We start from the raw sequence: 14,799 nt of genomic DNA, 5'->3' as shown, positions 1-14,799 counted from the left end.
GAGCCGCGTCTGCCAGTAGGCGCGGATGCGTCGGGAGTGCGAGCCTCCCCATGGTTGCGGACTTCCGGCGATGGTCATGCGGACCCTGATGACCAGCCGGCGGCGTGGTCGAGGAGACCGAGCTTGTGGAGGTGCTGAGCGAGGAGGTAAAGCTCACGGGTCTGTTCCTCGGCGATGTCGGCCAGGTACGGCAGTGCGTCCTCCTGCTGGTCCCGGTCGTGGGCGGCGTAGGCGAGCTCGGCGGTGTCTGCGGCTCGACGGGCGAGCTGGTGCAGGGTGAGCAGCCGCCGGCTGATGCCGGTGGGCGTGGTCATGCCGGCCTCCCCTCGCCTGCGCGCCTGGTCTCCGTCGGAGGGCCGACGCTCGCTGGGCGCGGGTCTCTTTCTGCCCCAGGAACCGGCGCAACCGCGCAACCGGACCGCAGCTCCTCGACCGTCGGGAGGAGCGCCACGGCCTCCGGGAGCGGGTCGCCGAGGACCCAGCGGCCCGGCTTGCCGTGCTTGTCCTCGCGGTTGCGGACGTACCCGCCGTCAGATGCGGCGCGGAGTCGGCGGCCGGCGTTGGACTTGTCCACGCCGAGTTGGCGGGCGACGTCCAGGGCGCTGGCCTCGCGGCTGCCGGTGGTGATCGTCGCGACCGCGCCGACGGTGCCGCGGACGGTGGCCGAGACGGTTGCGCCGACGCCTTCGGAGAGGATGTCGGCGACCAGGTCCCGGACGGTCCCGTAGTCGTCGAGGGTGGCGACGAGTCGGCCGTCGTGGTCGCGGCGGCGGGTCGCTTGGTGGAGTAGTGCGTGGGTTCGGATCAGCGACAACAGGGCTCCGACGTCGCGGCGCAGCCGGACCGCGACGGCGGGGATGCGTGCGACGAGGTCGCGGGCGTATGGGATGACGACCCGGTTGTCTTGGTTCTCGAGCCACCGCTGCAGCTCGATCCACGGGTCGAGGTCGCCGTGCGGGGCGATCGCGTCGTCGTTGGCGAGCTCGAGGAAGACCCGAGCGGTCTGCTCGGTGGAGTCGTCGGTGTTCAGGGACAAGACGCGGGTTTCGTTCTCGGCGTGGACCCGCGTCTTGGTTGTGGTGAAGAGCAGGTTGGTGGGGCCTTCCTTGACGATCGTCTTGGTGGTGAACCCGCCCTTGGGGTCGCGGACGGTCACCGGGTACTCGATGCGGCCCTCGGACAGGAGGGACCGGATCAGGTAGGAGGTCAGGTCATCCTCAATGCCTTCGCGCAGGGCGACCACCTCGTAGATGACGATGGTCCGGTGGGCGTACTCCTCGTCGGAGTGGATGAGCGCCTTCTCCGACATCGCGGTGAAGGTCAGGTACGCGTCGCGAGGGAAGAAGCGGAGCACCACCTCGACGGTCCAGGACTTCCCGGACGCGGAGTGGCCCTTGACGCCGGCCGAGACCTGCCGGTCGAGGAGCCTGCTGGTGACCGTGAGGTACAGGAGCTTGGCGAGGGCGTCTTCGCCGACGAGACCTTGTCCGGCGACGGCTTCGCCGAACTTGTCCAGGATGCGGTGCTCGGCGGCCAGCGCCGGTTGCACGGTTGCGGCGACATCTGGACGAGAAAGAAGGACCAGGTCGTCGGCCGAGTATCTGCCGCCTGCCGTCAGCGGCGGCCAGTGCGGCGTGAAGACCTTCGCCACCCCGGGACCGATGTGCCCGATTGAGGCCGACAACCCGGCCATCCTCCCCGGCCTAGTGATCGCGATGTACCCGTCGGCCTGATACGCGGAGTGCCCGCCGAGCCGCAGGAGCTCGGCAAGCGCGGCACGGTCCCGATGGTCGAGGCGGTCCAGGTCGAGTCGCCGCCAGTGCCCGGCGTTGGTCCCGGTCGAGATGGGAAGCAAGCCGTCAGGAAGGGCCGGGAGGTCATCGACGGACAGCGGCATCTCGGCGTGCCACGCGTATCCGGGGGACGGTGGTGCGACGACGTACCCGCCGACGCCGCGGACGTCGACGCCGGGCGCTACCTGCGACGCGCTGTTCCGGTACGACCGGGCTGAATCGCGGTAGTAGAGGTGTCGGCCGCCCGACGGGGTGACGGCGCAGAAGGTGGCCGGCGCTCTCCCGTCGGCCAACTCCTTCCATGCCGTCACCCCGTCGACTCCGTCCTTGACGTCGAGGTCCACGACCACGACGCCGGACCTGCCGCAGTCGACCGCTACGCCGGCATCCGGCCACCGACGCCACCACGCGAGGAGCTGCTCGGCGTCGCGGGTGGCTGCGCTCCCCCACCGGACGCGGGGTTCCTTGCCCTCGACCGGGAAGACGTGGAACCCGGCGTCGGCGAGCATGGCGGCGGCCTCGAGGACAACCCCCGGCCGCGTGGTGGTGTCGGTGGGCTCGGACGCGGTCACCGTGGGCCTCAGAACGACGGGTCGGCGCGGACGATGTCGACGTCGAACAGCTTCCGGTTGTAGTCGGCATCATCGTCACCGACATACCTGATGCGGATGTGGTCACCGACCTCGGGACGCTGCTCGTACATCATCCGGTGCAGGTTGCTGGCCGAGCAGGTGACCTCGGTCCCGTCCTCGAAGATCAGCTTGGGGACCGCCTTCTCCGTGTCCCGGCCTTCGTCGAACAGCTGGATCGTGACCTCGGCGATGACGCCCTCGTGCTCGTCCCCGATGTCGTTGAACTTGGCGAACCGTGCGCCCTTCGGCTTGACCCGCGGGTCATCCCAGAGGCTTCGTTGGACTGCCATCTTCCTCTTCCTCTCGTGTTGTGGTGACGGTCGGTCGAGCCCTTCCGGTGCTCGGCTGCCTTAACTAGGACGGTCGCGCTCGGCATCGGCGAACTGGTCTTCGAGCCACCGCTCAACGTCGATGGCGCGGTAGAAGACGCGGCGACCGATACGAACCGATGGCGGACCGATCCCCTTCGTGCGCCAGTAGCGCCAGGTGCCCTCGGGGACTGGTGTGCTGCCGCCCTTGTCCCCCGCCAGATCGGCGATTGTGACGAGTCGCTCCATCATCAGCCTCCAGGGAGAATCGTTGTTGATGCCCGACGGGACTAGGGTGCTACTGCTTGACCTGATTCTCTAGCCGCTGCATCATGTATTCCCATGGAGACTGACCCGATCGGGCAATGGCCGGCCCACGACGCCGAACGACACCTTGGCCAAGCGGTGAAGACGCTCCGCGAGGCGAAGGGATGGAGCCAGCGCGAACTCGTCCAGCAACTGGCCCGGCACGGCGTCAAGATGAACCAGTCGCAGGTCGCGAAGACCGAACGCGGGGACCGAGCTGTCCGGCTTATGGAAGCAAGCGCCTTCGCCGCGGTGTTCGGGGTTCTGCTGGACGATCTGGTGTCCCCCCGGTCTGGGATTCGATCCGAGATTCGCCAGGCGGCGTTCAACGTGACGACCGAGCTGCGGACGCTGTCGATCGAGGCGTCAGTCTTCGCCGACGCCTACCGGGTGTGGCAGCGGGAAGTGAAGGACGCGAAACGCCAGACGCCGGCGGAGCGGGCGTTCATCGTGAGCATCGACCGGCAGCTCGCGGAGGTCGGAGCCGTCGCCTCGCTGCTCACCGGACTCGGAAGGAAGCGGTAATGGCCGGCACGATCAAGAAACTCGCCGACGGCAAGTACCAGGTTCGATTCCGCGACGGCGACGGTCGGCAGGTCGCCAAGCGGTTCAAGCTCCGTAAGGAGGCGCAGAACTGGCTGGACGAGCAGGTCGCGGCACTGGTGCGCGGGGACTACGTCGACCCCAGCGCGTCGAAGGTGACCTTCAGGGCGTACGCCGAGAAGTGGCGGGCCGCGCAGCTCCACCATCGCGACGGCACCGCCGACCACATCGAGAGCCGGCTGCGCCTGCACGTCTACCCCGTGATCGGTGGCCGCCAGATCGGCACCCTGCGGCGCACCGACATACAGACGGTGGTGACGACGGCGTCGAAGACCTTGGCGCCCTCGACGGTCCGGCTGATCTACAGCCTGGTCGCCACCATCCTGAACTCGGCCGTGATGGACCAGCACATCGCTCGCACGCCGTGCGTGAGGATCAACCTGCCGGAGGTGGTCGACAAGAAGGTCTCGCCGCTGACGATCGAACAGCTTGAAGCAATCGTGGCCGCGCTGCCCGAGCGCTACCGGGCGATGGCGATAGTCGGCGCCGCCACGGGCATGCGCTCCGGCGAACTGCGTGGCCTGACCCTGGACCGGATCAGCCCGGCGCTCTTCCCGCGCGGCCTGAGGATGCCCGAGACGGTGACGATCACGGTTGACCGTCAGCTCATCAGGACCCGCGAACGCGTGCCACAGTTCGGGCCGCCGAAGACTCCGCGTGCGGATCGGCTGGTCACCATCGGGGTCTCCACGATCAAGGTCTTGGTGGAGCACCTGGAGACCTACGGCACGGGACCCGAAGGGCTCATCTTCAGCTCGCGGGTCGGCGGTCCGATCGAACGGTCAGCAGCCGGTGGTGTCTGGCAGCGGGTCGCCGCGGACCTCGGGCTACCGGCGCGCAGCGGCTGGCACGATCTCCGGCACTTCCACGCGTCGCTCCTGATCGCCGACGGGCGGTCGGTTCGGGCAGTCGCCGACCGGCTCGGCCACGCCGACGTCGCCGAGACCCTGCGGACCTACGCCCACTTGTGGCCCAACGACGAGGAACGCTCAGTCAGCGCCACCGAGGCCGCGATCGGGCATCTGTCGGCCTGACGACCTGGCCCGTGTGCACAAAGTGTGCACACGGGCGCGGCGGGCGCATCACCGCCACGCAATACCCGCAGGTCAGAGGCGAGTTCTCTCTCAGGATGGGACGTTCCCGGCCTACAGGCCAGCCCATTCGCACCCACCGGCTCAATAGCCGCCGGAGTCCGGCCACCCCTTCTCGGAGAGGTACCACCCGGCCGAGGTGAGCACGACGACGACCAGCAGCGTGAACAGCAGGCCGCCGGCGACCTGCAGGAACCAGCCGGGCGCGCGGCGGGAGCGGACGGCGACGACCTTGACGATGACGGCGCCGAAGACGGCGCAGCCGAGGACGCCGTGGACGACGGTGCGCAGCGGCACCTTCTCGCCGTTGTGGAGGTGGCCTGTCTCGAGGCCGAGCGCCCAGAGGCAGTGGTAGCCGACGAAGACGGCGAGCAGCAGGGCGATCGTGCCGGAGGCGCGGTGGGCGGTGCCGAGCCACCGCGGGGGCCGGCCCGGCAGCTTGCCGTAGAGCCACAACGCGCTGAACAGCTGGACGACGACCAGGACGCCGATCCCGACCGACAACACGACCTTCATCCCGATGACGGTGTCGAAGCCGAGGGAGGTGGTGCCGTCGAGCGTGGGGTCGTGCGCCTTCCCGAAGACGCCGAGCAGCACGGCGACCACCGCACCCGCGGCGAACGCCGTGAGCGGGACGGCCAGGCTCTTCTGACCGGTGCTGTCGGCCATCTCGTCAGCATGGCCCGAGACCAGCGGCGTGGGAAGGCCGCATCCCGGGCTGACTCGGGCGGAACATGGGGACTTCCTCCGATGTCCTGGGTAGGCCCGGGACCTGAGCCTTGTCGTGTCCACGACCGACACGACGAGGTGATGCCATGTACAACCCCTACCAGCTCGACATGATCCGTCGGCGCCAGCAGGAGCTGATCGCCGCGGCCGAGCGGAGCCGCACCGTGCGCACGCTGCGCACGTCGCGCCGCGCGCGCAGACGTCCACCGAGCGTGGACACGTGATCGCCGCCGTGCCGGTGCTCGCGGGAGTCGCCTCCACGGTGATCTTCGCGTCGAGCACCATGCCCATGCTCGGGAAGGCGCTGCGCACCCGTGAGCTCGGCTCCTACAGCCTGGGCAACCTGACGCTGGCGAACGTCGGCAACGGCGTGCACTCCGTCTACGTCTTCAGCCTCGCGCCCGGTCCGTTGTGGGTGCTGCACACGTTCCACCTGGTCAGCACCGCCTTCATGCTGGCCTGGTACCTGCGCTTCGAGATCTGGGCCCGACGCCGCGGATCACGTCAGGCCGAGCTGCTCCGCGTTGACCACGACCGCGCGGCGGCTGGGCACGCCGAGCTTCGTCAGGATGGCCGAGACGTGATGGTCGGCGGTCTTGGGTGAGATGAAGAGCTGCGCGGCGATCTCGCTGTTGGACAGCCCGCGGGCGACCAGTCGGGCGACCTCGAGCTGCCGGTTCGTGAGCCCGGCGGGGTTCGCGCGCGTGCTCTCTCGGGGCCGCTGCGGCACGACCACGCTCCCCTCCTGGCGCATCGCCACGCGGAGCCGATCGGCGGTCCCGATCGCGCCGATCGAGTCCAGCAGCCGGATCCCCGTCACTCGGTCCTCCGGGACCGCCGAGTCGGTCCAGGTCATCGCCTCGGCGAACGGATCACCGACCCGCGCCCAGTACGCCGCGGCGTCGGCGATCCTGCCCTCGTCGACCAGTCGGTACGGCGTGGCGCTGCGGGCCACGTCCGGGACCGGGAGCCCCATCCGACGCAGCCAGGCGCCACAGTTCCCGGCGCCCCACTCCGCCCCGGGGCGCGACGCGAGGCCGTCGAGGTGAGCCACGGCGCCCTCGGACACCCGAGGGTCGTGCCGGCCGGTCATCCACGCCGCCTCCGCGAGCGCCGCGAGCACCGCCAGCCGGCGCAGCGGCTCGTCGATCTGCTCGACGAGCGACCACGCGTCGTCCAGGACGCCGAGGTCGGCGTGCTCGCCCCGGCGCAGCGGCACCAGCACGCTGACCAGTCGCGGCCACACGAGCGCCAGCGGCATCCCGTCGTCCGCGACGACCGCGGCCGCGTCCTCGAGCGCCGCCTCCCACCGCCCCCGCAGCAGCTGGAGACGCGCGCGGACGCCGGTCTGCCAGTGCCGACAGATCGGGATGTCGCGGGCGTCGGCGAAGGGGATCGAGACCTGCAGGACCTGCTCCGCGTCGCGGAGCCGGCCGTGCTCGACGTCCAGGCTGGCGACCTGGGAGTAGACCGTCGACGCCAGCTCGTCCCACCCGCGGTCCCGGGCGGCCTCGACCTGGGTCAGCAGCACCGGTCGTGCGGACTCGTCGCCGCTGACGAGGTCGACGACACTCGCGACGACCTCGCTGCGCAGGCCGAGCTGCGCGAGCTCGTTGCGCCGCGCCACCTCGTGCGCCTCGGTCGCCAGTGCTCGGGCCTGGTCGAGGTCGTTGCGCATGTAGGCCATGAATCCCCGCGTCGCGCGGCTGGCGCCATAGGTCGACGCGGTGCCGGCGCCCTGCGCGATCCGAGCGGCGGTGTCCGCGTGGTGCTCGGCCTTGGCCCGGTGGGCGTTGTAGTACTCGTACAGCGCGACGGCGTCGTGTGCGGCGGCGAGGCCGTCGTCGTCCCCGGCCTCCTCCCACAACCGGAAGGTCGCGCGGGTGTTGGCGATCGCCTCGGCGAGGCGGCTGGTCATGTACTGCTGGTAGGCGAGCCGCAGCAGCAGCCCGGCGCGCTCCACCGGGTCGCGCGACTCCAGGTGCTCGAGCGCGATCTCGAAGAACGCGGCCGCCTCGCTGTGCGAGCCCGCCGTGCTCGCCTCCTCCGCGGCCTGGCACGCGTACGCCGTAGCGCGGGCGTTGTCGCGCGCGGCGACCGCGTGGTGCGTGAACACGGCGGGGTCGGCCGGCTCGATGGTCTGCAGCGCCTCGAGCAGCCGCGCGTGCAGCCGCGGTCCGCCACCGGGCGGGACCGTGCTCTCGACGGCCTGCCGCGCCAGCTCGTGCCGGAACACCAGGCCCTCGGCGGTCCGGGTCAGCAGGGCGGTGTCCTGGAGGCGGCGCAGGGTCGGCAGGTCGACGCCCAGGTGCGGCAGCACCCGGTTGTCGAGCCGGTCGGGCGCGGCCGCGATCAGCTGGAGGACCTCGAGGTCGTGATCGGTCACGTCGGCGATGTGCGCCAGGACCGCGTCACGCACCGAGTTCGGGAGCGGCCGGTCGGGCTCCTTGGCGACCTCGGTGACGAAGAACGGGTTGCCGCCGGTGAGCGCGTGCACGCGCTCGGCGTCGAGGTGGGTGCCCGCGACGACGTCGCGGACCGCGTGGACGGAGAGGGGGGCCAGCGCGAGCTGGACGATGCCGTCGAGCGAGGCGACGTCGCCGAGGAGCGGCCGCACGGAGTGCCGCGGGTCGATCTCGCCGTCGCGATAGGTGAGCACGAGCAGGAGTGGCATCGACTCCACGCGCCGCGCCAGGAACCGCAGCACGTCGACCGTCGCCGCGTCGACCCAGTGCAGGTCCTCGACGACCAGCAGGGCGGGCTCGTCGCGGACCGCGTCGTACACGCGCTCGCAGAGCTCCGCGCGGGAGGCGTCCTCCCGACCGGAGGTGTCGACCAGCCGGAGGTCGCGGAAGGGACCGAGCGGTCGTGGCGTGTCGAGCGGGTCGCAGTGCGCTCGCAGCACCCGTACGCCGTCGGCCTCGGAGACCAGCGCGTCGACCAGGGACGACTTGCCGGCACCACTCTCACCGGCGATGACCACGATGCTGCCCTCGCCGTCGCGGGCGCTCCCGAGCGCTGCCCGGAGGACACCCGTCTCGGCGTCGCGCTCCAACAGCCGCACGGCCTGAGTGTAGGTGTCCTCCGGGCTGACGCCAGGCGAGTTGCTGGTCGTCACGGGACGGCGTCGGGTCAGAGCGTGGCCGTGTGCGGGCCGAACTCCGCCGCGACCGGCGTGACCTTGTTGGCCGGGAAGCCCCCGCGCCGGGCGTGCTCGAGCACCGCGTCGGCGTCCACGGCGTCGTGGACGCAGTAGATCCTGTCGCCGGCCACGTAGCTGACGACCCACTCGTAGGGCACACCGAGTGACTCGACGGCCGCGTTGGACGTGCGGGCGATCTCGGCCATCTGGTCCTGGGTCAGGTCCTTCGCGTCGGGGATCTCCCGCTCGATGATGAAACGCTGCATGACTACTCCTTCGGGTTGGTCCGCGGCCTCGTGCCGTCGGTGCTCCAACACTCCCGCCGCGCGCGCCGCGGCACATGGGGAGCAGCCACCCATCTATCGCTCAGACGAGCTCGAACTCGACCCGCCGGGTTGCCACGTCGGCGACGGTGAGCCGCACCCGCACGTCGGTGCCGAGCGGCAGCGGCCGCTCCCCCACGACCCGCGCCTCGACATCGGGGTCGTGGACGACGACCACGCCACGGCGCGCGTCGTCCTCGTCGATGTCGACCACCACCCCGGAGAACTCCGAGCCGACCTCGTCCGCGAGCACGCCCGCCTCGACGAGGTCGAGCACCGCTCGCTCGTAGGCGTGCGCCTTCTGTCCCGAGGCCTGGAGCGTCTTCGGCAGCCCGGGCAGGGCTGCGCGCACCCAGTCGGGCACCTCGGTGCCCGCGCACAGGGCGAGGCAGACCTCGCCGGCGTAGCGGTCGCCGAGCCGGCGCAGCGGGGCGGTGACGTGGGCGTACTCCTCGGCGAGCGCCGAGTGCAGCGGCTGCTCGGGGGTCTCGCCGTCGAAGGCGACGTAGCCGCTGCCGCGCAGCAGCCGGGTGCACGCGTTCACCATCGCGGCGTGGGCCGGGATCGACGGGTCCAGGGTGCGGATGAAGTCGGGGTAGAGCTGCTCGGCGGGCCAGCTGATGCCGAGCGCCCGGGCGGTGCGGTGCAGGCGCTGCACGTCGTGCGGGTCCGGCGGCGGCAGCGTGCGCAGCAGCCCGATCCGCGCGTAGAGCATCAGGTCGGCGGCGGCGAAGCCGGTGAGGAGCGAGATCTGCGCGTTCCACAGCTCCACCGGCAGCTGCTTGCGGAACTCCAGCCGCCAGCGGCCGCCGTCGATGTCGACCTCCTGCTCCGGCAGGGGCAGGGAGACGCCGCCACGGACGGCCTCGCGGGTGATCCGGCGCTCGCCGACCTCGCGCAGCAGCAGCAGCGACTCCACGGCCGTGCCCGCGTCGATCGCGGCCTGCGCCTCGACGTAGCTGAGCTGCGCCGTGGAGCGTACGACGGCCCGCTCGACGTGCACGTCGGTGCGGGCCCCCTCGGCGTCCAGCCGGATGGTCCACAGCAGCGCCGGCCGCACCTGGTCCGGCAGCAGCGACGCGGCGTCCTCGCTGAGCACCGGCGGGTGCAGCGGGACCTTCGTGTCCGCGCCGTAGAGCGTCTCGCCGCGCCGGTTGGCCTCGAGGTCGACCGGATCCCCGGCCTGCACGAACGCGGCGACGTCGGCGATCGCGTAGTGGACGACGTAGCCGTCGTCGGACCGCTCGATGTGCAGCGCCTGGTCGAGGTCCCGCGCACCCTCGGGGTCGATGGTCACGAGCGGCAGGTCGGTGCGGTCGAGGTCGGGCAGCCGCGGCGCCGCCGCGGCCGCCTCCGCCGCCGCCGTCACGTCCGGCGGGAACGACGCCGACACCCCGAGCTCGGACTGGATGCGCTCGATGCCCTCGCGCAGCGCGGCACCGGCCACCCCGTCATCGACGGACCGGACCCGGACCACGCGGCTGCTCGGCATACCGGCACCCTAGCCATCGGTACGCCGAGCGAAACGCCCGTCAGCCGAACATCCCGGGCTGGTAGCCCCCGGCGGGCGTGCCGGCGATGACGTTGAGCCGGTTCCAGGCGTTGATCACGGCGATGATCGCGATCAGCGCGGCGACCTGCTCGTCGTCGTAGTGCTTGCGCACCGCCTGCCAGGTCTCCTCGCTGACGCCGGTCGAGGCGTCGGCGAGGCGGGTGCCCTCCTCGGCCAGCGCGAGGGCGGCCCGCTCGGCCTCGGTGAACACCGTGGCGTCGCGCCAGGCGGCGACGAGGAAGAGCCGGGTCTGGTCCTCGCCGGCGGCCAGCGCGTCCTTGACGTGCATGTCGATACACATCCCGCAGCCGTTGACCTGGCTGGCGCGGACCTTGACCAGCTCCTGCACGGTCGGGGGGAGGGTGGACTCGGTGACGACGCGCGAGGCGCCCTGGAAGCGTCGGACGAAGCCCGTCATGAGCTCGGAGCCGAAGAGGTCGAATCGTGTCTCGGTCATGCCATCAAGACACCGGCCGCGGGCGGTCTGTGACACCTCTGGGAGACTCCTCCGGTGCTGATCCTGCTGCCGCCCAGCGAGGGCAAGGCCGCGCCGCGCCGCGGCAAGCCGCTCGACCTCGCCGGCCTCGACTTCGCCCCGCTCACCGCCGCCCGCGGGCGGGTGCTCGACGCGCTCGTCGAGCTGTGCGAGGGCGACCCCGACGTCGCCGCGAAGACGCTCGGCATCGGCAGCACCCAGCTCGACCTGGTCGAGCTCAACCGCGGCCTGCGCGGCAACCCGACCGCGCGCGCGGACCAGGTCTACACCGGGGTCCTGTACGACGCCCTGGACGTGGCCACGCTCTCGACGGCGGCCAAGCGCCGCGCGACCGCGCGGCTCGCGGTCACCTCCAGCCTCTTCGGGCTGGTGCGGCCGAGCGACCGGATCCCGGCGTACCGCCTCTCCGGCGACACCACCCTGCCCGGCCTCGGCGCGGTCGCGGGCGTCTGGCGCGAGGAGCTGGGTGAGGTCATCACCGACGCGGTCGGCTCGGGGCTGCTCGTCGACCTGCGCAGCGGCACGTACGTCGCGTTCTGGCGGCCGGCGGGCGTGCGCGCCGCGACCGTGCGGGTGCTGCACGAGCACCAGGGCACCCGCAAGGTCGTCAGCCACTTCAACAAGGCCACGAAGGGGCGGATCGTCCGGGCCCTCCTCGAGGCGGGGGCGGACCCGCGCACCCCCGGGAGGCTGGCCGACGCGCTCCGGGACCTCGGCTGGGTGGTCGAGGTCGACGGCTCGCGCCTCGACGTCGTCGTCAGCGAGCTGTAGTCACCAGGTCGAGGCGGTCGAGAAGAGGTCGTTGCCCGGCGGCAGCGCGTTGTACATCCGCATCGACGGCCGGTCGCCGAACCACGCGAGCACCGTCACCGACGCCGGCGTGAGCTCCATCCGGAAGACCGCCTCCAGCGGGGCGTCCAGCGCCTCGGCCACGAGCGTCTTGATCGGCGTCACGTGGCTGACGACCACGACCGTGCGGCCGGCGTGGGCCTCCAGCAGCCGCCCGAGTCCGGCGCGGACGCGCTCCTGGACGGTGCGGAAGGACTCCCCGCCGCCGGGCGCGTGGTCGAGCGAGCCCAGCCACGTCGTCAGCTCGTCGGGGTAGCGCTCCCCCACCTCGGCGAAGGTCATCCCGTCCCACGCGCCGAACTCCATCTCCGCGAAGCCCGGCTCCTCCTCGACCGCGTGCCCGAGCACCTCGGCGATGATCTCGGCCGACTCCCGCGTCCGACGCACCGGCGAGGCGACGATCGCGTCGACGCGGTCCGCGATCGGCGAGAGCCAGTCGGCGACCGCCCGGATCTGCGCCCGGCCCTCGTCGCTGAGGCCGGGGTTGGCCGACGCGAGGCCGCCGGAGAACCGCTTCTCCTTCGTGTGCGGGGTGACGCCGTGCCGCACCAGGACGACGGTGGTCGGCCGGTCGGTGCCGCCGGACCAGCCGCGGGCCTGCTCCTGCATCGACCGCGGCTGCGTGTCGGGGTCCTGCACCGCCTCGGCGACGGACTCCGGCTCCTGCTCCCAGGCGACGGTGACGCCGTCGCGGGTGCCGTCGAGCGCCTCGTTGGCGAGCCGGTCGGCGTGCGCGTTCTGCGCCCGCGGCACCCAGGTGTACGCCGTGCCGGCCGGCGCGAGGCGCGAGGCCTCGGCGTGCAGCGGCTTCATGCCCGGGTGCTTGACCTGCCAGCGACCGGACATCTGCTCGACGACGAGCTTGGAGTCCATCCGCACCTCGACCGCGGCGCCCGGGGCGAGGTCGGCGGCCATCTTGAGCCCGGCGATCAGCCCGGAGTACTCCGCGACGTTGTTGGTCGCGATCCCCAGCGTGCTGCCGTCCTCGGCGATGACGGCGCCGGTCTCCGCGTCCCGCAGCACCGCGCCGTACGCCGCCGGACCGGGGTTGCCCCGCGATCCGCCGTCGGCCTCGATGACGACGGCGCGGGGGCCGGTCACAGCCCGGACTCGGCGGTCCGCACCAGGATCCGCTGGCACTCCTCGCAGCGGACCACCTCGTCGTCAGGCAGGCCCTTGATCCGGGTCAGCTCGACGGAGTCGATGGTCAGCCGGCAGCCGCCGCACTCGCGCGCCCGCAGGGCCGCCGCGCCGACGCCGCCCTTCTGCTCCCGCAGCCGGCCGTAGAGCGCCAGCAGGTCCTCGGGCAGCCCCTCGGCCGCCGGCCCGCGTCGGCCCTGGACCTCCTGCAGCCGCTCCTCGAGATCGCCGAGCTTCTCGTCCCGCGCGGCGGCGAGGGCGACGAGCCGCTCGTCGGTCTCGGCGACCATGCCCTCGAGCTTGGCCAGCCCGGCCTGGGCCTCCTCGAGCCGCTCCATCAGCTCGAGCTCCTCGTCCTCGAGGGTCGAGATCCGGCGCTCGAGCGACTCGAGCTCGTGCCCCATCCGCTCCAGATCCTTGGGGTTGGTGATCAGGCCCTTGTCCATGCGGTCGCGGTCGCGGGTGCGTCGCGCCTTGACGGCCTCGACGTCGGTGTCGACCTTCTGCTGCTCCAGGGTGAGGTCGTCCACCACGATCCGGGCGTCGCGGGCGAGGTTCTCGACATCGGTGCGCTTCGCCTGGAGCTCGGCGATCTCCGCGATCTCCGGCAGCGTGGCCCGCTGGTGGCGCAGCTGGTCGATCGTGGCGTCGAGCTGCTGGACGTCGAGCAGCTTCAGTTGGGCGGCGGGGTCGGCTTTCAGGGGGTTCTCCTCAGCTACGGAACGTCCAGGGGTCCGTGCAGATCGTGCTGACACGGGTCTCCAAAGTATCGCCCAGTGCCTCGCGCAGCCGCGCCTCGACCACCGGCAGCCAGGTCCACTCGGCCGCCCAGTGCGCCACGTCGACCAGTGCGGGGCCGCCCTTCTCGAGGAACTCCGCGGCCGGGTGGTGCCGCAGGTCGCTGGTCAGGTAGACGTCGGCGTCGGTGCGCGCTACCGCGTCGAGGAGGAAGTCGCCGGCCCCGCCGCACACCGCGACCCGGCGTACGACGCGCTCCGGGTCGCCGCCGACACGCACGCCATGGGCGGTCTCGGGCAGTGCCGCGGCCACCGTCTCAGCCAGCCGGCGCAGCGTGGTCGGGGCGAGGTCGCCGATCCGCCCGGTGCCGGTCGGCGCCGTGCCCGGGTCGACCATCTCGACGACGTCGAAGGCCGGCTCCTCGTAGGGGTGGGCGGCGAGCATCGCGCGGACGACGGACGCGCGGCGGGACCGCGGGAGCACGACCTCGACCCGCTCCTCGGCGACGGTCTCCACCTCGCCCACCGTGCCGATGGTCGGGTTCGCGCCCTCGAGCGGCCGGAAGCGGCCCTCACCCGGCGTCGAGAACGACGCGTGGTCGTAGTCGCCGATGCGGCCGGCGCCTGCCGCGGCGAGCGCGACCCGCATCGCGGGGGCGTCGGCGGCCGGGACGTAGGTCGTGAGCTTGTCCATCGGCGCCGCCGGCGCCGCTTGGATGGGCTCGAGGTCGGTGAGCCCGATCGCGAGCGCGAGCGACTCGGAGACCCCGGCCACCGCCTGGTCGGCGTTGGTGTGTGCGGTCAGCAGCGCGCAGCCGGCCCCCGCCAGCGTGGCGAGCGTGCGGCCCTTGGGCGTGGTGGCCGCGAAGCCGTGGACGGGCTTGAGGAAGAGCGGGTGGTGGACGACCAGCAGGTCCGCACCCCACCCCGCCGCCTCGCGCGCCACCTCGATCGTCGGGTCGACCGCGAAGAGCACCTTGCCGACCTGGTCGATCGGGTGGCCGAGCACCAGGCCGACGGCGTCCCAGGAGTCCGCCGTCGCGGGCGGGTACCACCCGTGCAGCAGGTCGACGACGTCCTCGAGCGCGGGCATGGGTC

17 protein-coding genes are annotated in these 14,799 nt (G+C 72.0%); 5 read left to right on the top strand and 12 right to left on the bottom strand.

What is annotated here, in order from left to right; genetic code table 11:
* Positions 1-74: 74 nt before the first annotated feature.
* The 4 genes from HZF07_RS00620 to HZF07_RS00605 are packed head-to-tail and all read right to left on the bottom strand — an operon-like array spanning position 75 to position 2,982.
* Positions 75-314, bottom strand: a complete 240-nt coding sequence (locus HZF07_RS00620) for a hypothetical protein (RefSeq protein ID WP_157346209.1) — start codon at positions 312-314, stop codon at positions 75-77.
* Positions 311-2,365: a bifunctional DNA primase/polymerase gene (locus HZF07_RS00615; protein WP_157346207.1), complete on the bottom strand. Its 2,055-nt coding sequence runs from the start codon at positions 2,363-2,365 to the stop codon at positions 311-313. The genes HZF07_RS00620 and HZF07_RS00615 overlap by 4 nt, the downstream gene beginning before the upstream one ends.
* Before the next feature lie 8 nt (positions 2,366-2,373).
* Entirely contained in the window at positions 2,374-2,715 is a 342-nt protein-coding gene (locus HZF07_RS00610; RefSeq protein WP_157346205.1) for a hypothetical protein, read from the bottom strand.
* 60 nt (positions 2,716-2,775) lie between these two features.
* Positions 2,776-2,982: a helix-turn-helix transcriptional regulator gene (locus HZF07_RS00605; RefSeq protein ID WP_232523701.1), complete on the bottom strand. Its 207-nt coding sequence runs from the start codon at positions 2,980-2,982 to the stop codon at positions 2,776-2,778.
* Between the two features lie 93 nt (positions 2,983-3,075).
* Between HZF07_RS00605 and HZF07_RS00600 the strand changes: the two genes are divergently transcribed.
* Together HZF07_RS00600 and HZF07_RS00595 are read left to right on the top strand one after the other, a co-directional pair.
* On the top strand, positions 3,076-3,564 hold the full coding sequence (locus HZF07_RS00600) for a helix-turn-helix domain-containing protein (RefSeq protein ID WP_157346203.1): 489 nt from the start codon (positions 3,076-3,078) through the stop codon (positions 3,562-3,564).
* Positions 3,564-4,676 (top strand): site-specific integrase, encoded by a 1,113-nt coding sequence (locus tag HZF07_RS00595; protein ID WP_157346201.1) that lies wholly within the window; start codon positions 3,564-3,566, stop codon positions 4,674-4,676. The genes HZF07_RS00600 and HZF07_RS00595 overlap by 1 nt, the downstream gene beginning before the upstream one ends.
* Before the next feature lie 141 nt (positions 4,677-4,817).
* Here HZF07_RS00595 and HZF07_RS00590 read toward each other — a convergent pair whose 3' ends face one another.
* Complete coding sequence (locus HZF07_RS00590) at positions 4,818-5,402, bottom strand: DUF6529 family protein (protein WP_157346199.1); 585 nt, start codon at positions 5,400-5,402, stop codon at positions 4,818-4,820.
* Between the two features lie 146 nt (positions 5,403-5,548).
* On the opposite strand from HZF07_RS00590, the gene HZF07_RS00585 reads away from it, so the two are divergent.
* Positions 5,549-5,686, top strand: coding sequence for a hypothetical protein (locus HZF07_RS00585; RefSeq protein WP_157346197.1), 138 nt, complete (start codon positions 5,549-5,551; stop codon positions 5,684-5,686).
* On the top strand, positions 5,683-6,066 hold the full coding sequence (locus HZF07_RS00580; RefSeq protein ID WP_198346513.1) for a hypothetical protein: 384 nt from the start codon (positions 5,683-5,685) through the stop codon (positions 6,064-6,066). Before HZF07_RS00585 ends, HZF07_RS00580 begins: the two co-directional genes overlap by 4 nt.
* On the opposite strand, the gene HZF07_RS00575 is transcribed toward HZF07_RS00580, so the two are convergent.
* From HZF07_RS00575 to HZF07_RS00560, 4 genes are all read right to left on the bottom strand, one after another.
* Positions 5,962-8,526: a helix-turn-helix transcriptional regulator gene (locus HZF07_RS00575; protein WP_181644587.1), complete on the bottom strand. Its 2,565-nt coding sequence runs from the start codon at positions 8,524-8,526 to the stop codon at positions 5,962-5,964. The two genes, HZF07_RS00580 and HZF07_RS00575, sit on opposite strands and share 105 nt — an antisense overlap.
* A gap of 68 nt (positions 8,527-8,594) precedes the next feature.
* Positions 8,595-8,870 carry a DUF4242 domain-containing protein gene (locus HZF07_RS00570; protein WP_157346195.1) on the bottom strand — a complete coding sequence of 92 codons (276 nt, stop codon included), beginning with the start codon at positions 8,868-8,870 and terminating at the stop codon, positions 8,595-8,597.
* 100 nt (positions 8,871-8,970) lie between these two features.
* On the bottom strand, positions 8,971-10,419 hold the full coding sequence (locus HZF07_RS00565; protein ID WP_157346193.1) for an RNB domain-containing ribonuclease: 1,449 nt from the start codon (positions 10,417-10,419) through the stop codon (positions 8,971-8,973).
* 40 nt (positions 10,420-10,459) lie between these two features.
* Positions 10,460-10,936, bottom strand: coding sequence for a carboxymuconolactone decarboxylase family protein (locus HZF07_RS00560; protein WP_157346191.1), 477 nt, complete (start codon positions 10,934-10,936; stop codon positions 10,460-10,462).
* A 54-nt stretch (positions 10,937-10,990) separates the two neighbouring features.
* On the opposite strand from HZF07_RS00560, the gene yaaA reads away from it, so the two are divergent.
* The gene (gene yaaA / locus HZF07_RS00555; RefSeq protein WP_181644586.1) at positions 10,991-11,746 is read left to right on the top strand and encodes a peroxide stress protein YaaA; all 756 of its coding nucleotides are present in this window, start codon (positions 10,991-10,993) and stop codon (positions 11,744-11,746) included.
* On the opposite strand, the gene HZF07_RS00550 is transcribed toward yaaA, so the two are convergent.
* The 3 genes from HZF07_RS00550 to HZF07_RS00540 are packed head-to-tail and all read right to left on the bottom strand — an operon-like array spanning position 11,747 to position 14,794.
* On the bottom strand, positions 11,747-12,925 hold the full coding sequence (locus HZF07_RS00550) for a bifunctional RNase H/acid phosphatase (protein WP_181644585.1): 1,179 nt from the start codon (positions 12,923-12,925) through the stop codon (positions 11,747-11,749).
* Positions 12,922-13,719: a zinc ribbon domain-containing protein gene (locus tag HZF07_RS00545; RefSeq protein ID WP_309504152.1), complete on the bottom strand. Its 798-nt coding sequence runs from the start codon at positions 13,717-13,719 to the stop codon at positions 12,922-12,924. Before HZF07_RS00545 ends, HZF07_RS00550 begins: the two co-directional genes overlap by 4 nt.
* Positions 13,676-14,794, bottom strand: coding sequence for a Nif3-like dinuclear metal center hexameric protein (locus HZF07_RS00540; protein ID WP_157346189.1), 1,119 nt, complete (start codon positions 14,792-14,794; stop codon positions 13,676-13,678). Before HZF07_RS00540 ends, HZF07_RS00545 begins: the two co-directional genes overlap by 44 nt.
* Positions 14,795-14,799: the final 5 nt, after the last annotated feature.

Origin of the sequence: Nocardioides agri (assembly GCF_013778305.1) — a bacterium.
GTDB lineage: Bacteria > Actinomycetota > Actinomycetes > Propionibacteriales > Nocardioidaceae > Nocardioides > Nocardioides agri.
This window is presented reverse-complemented; position numbering and strand designations above follow the sequence as displayed.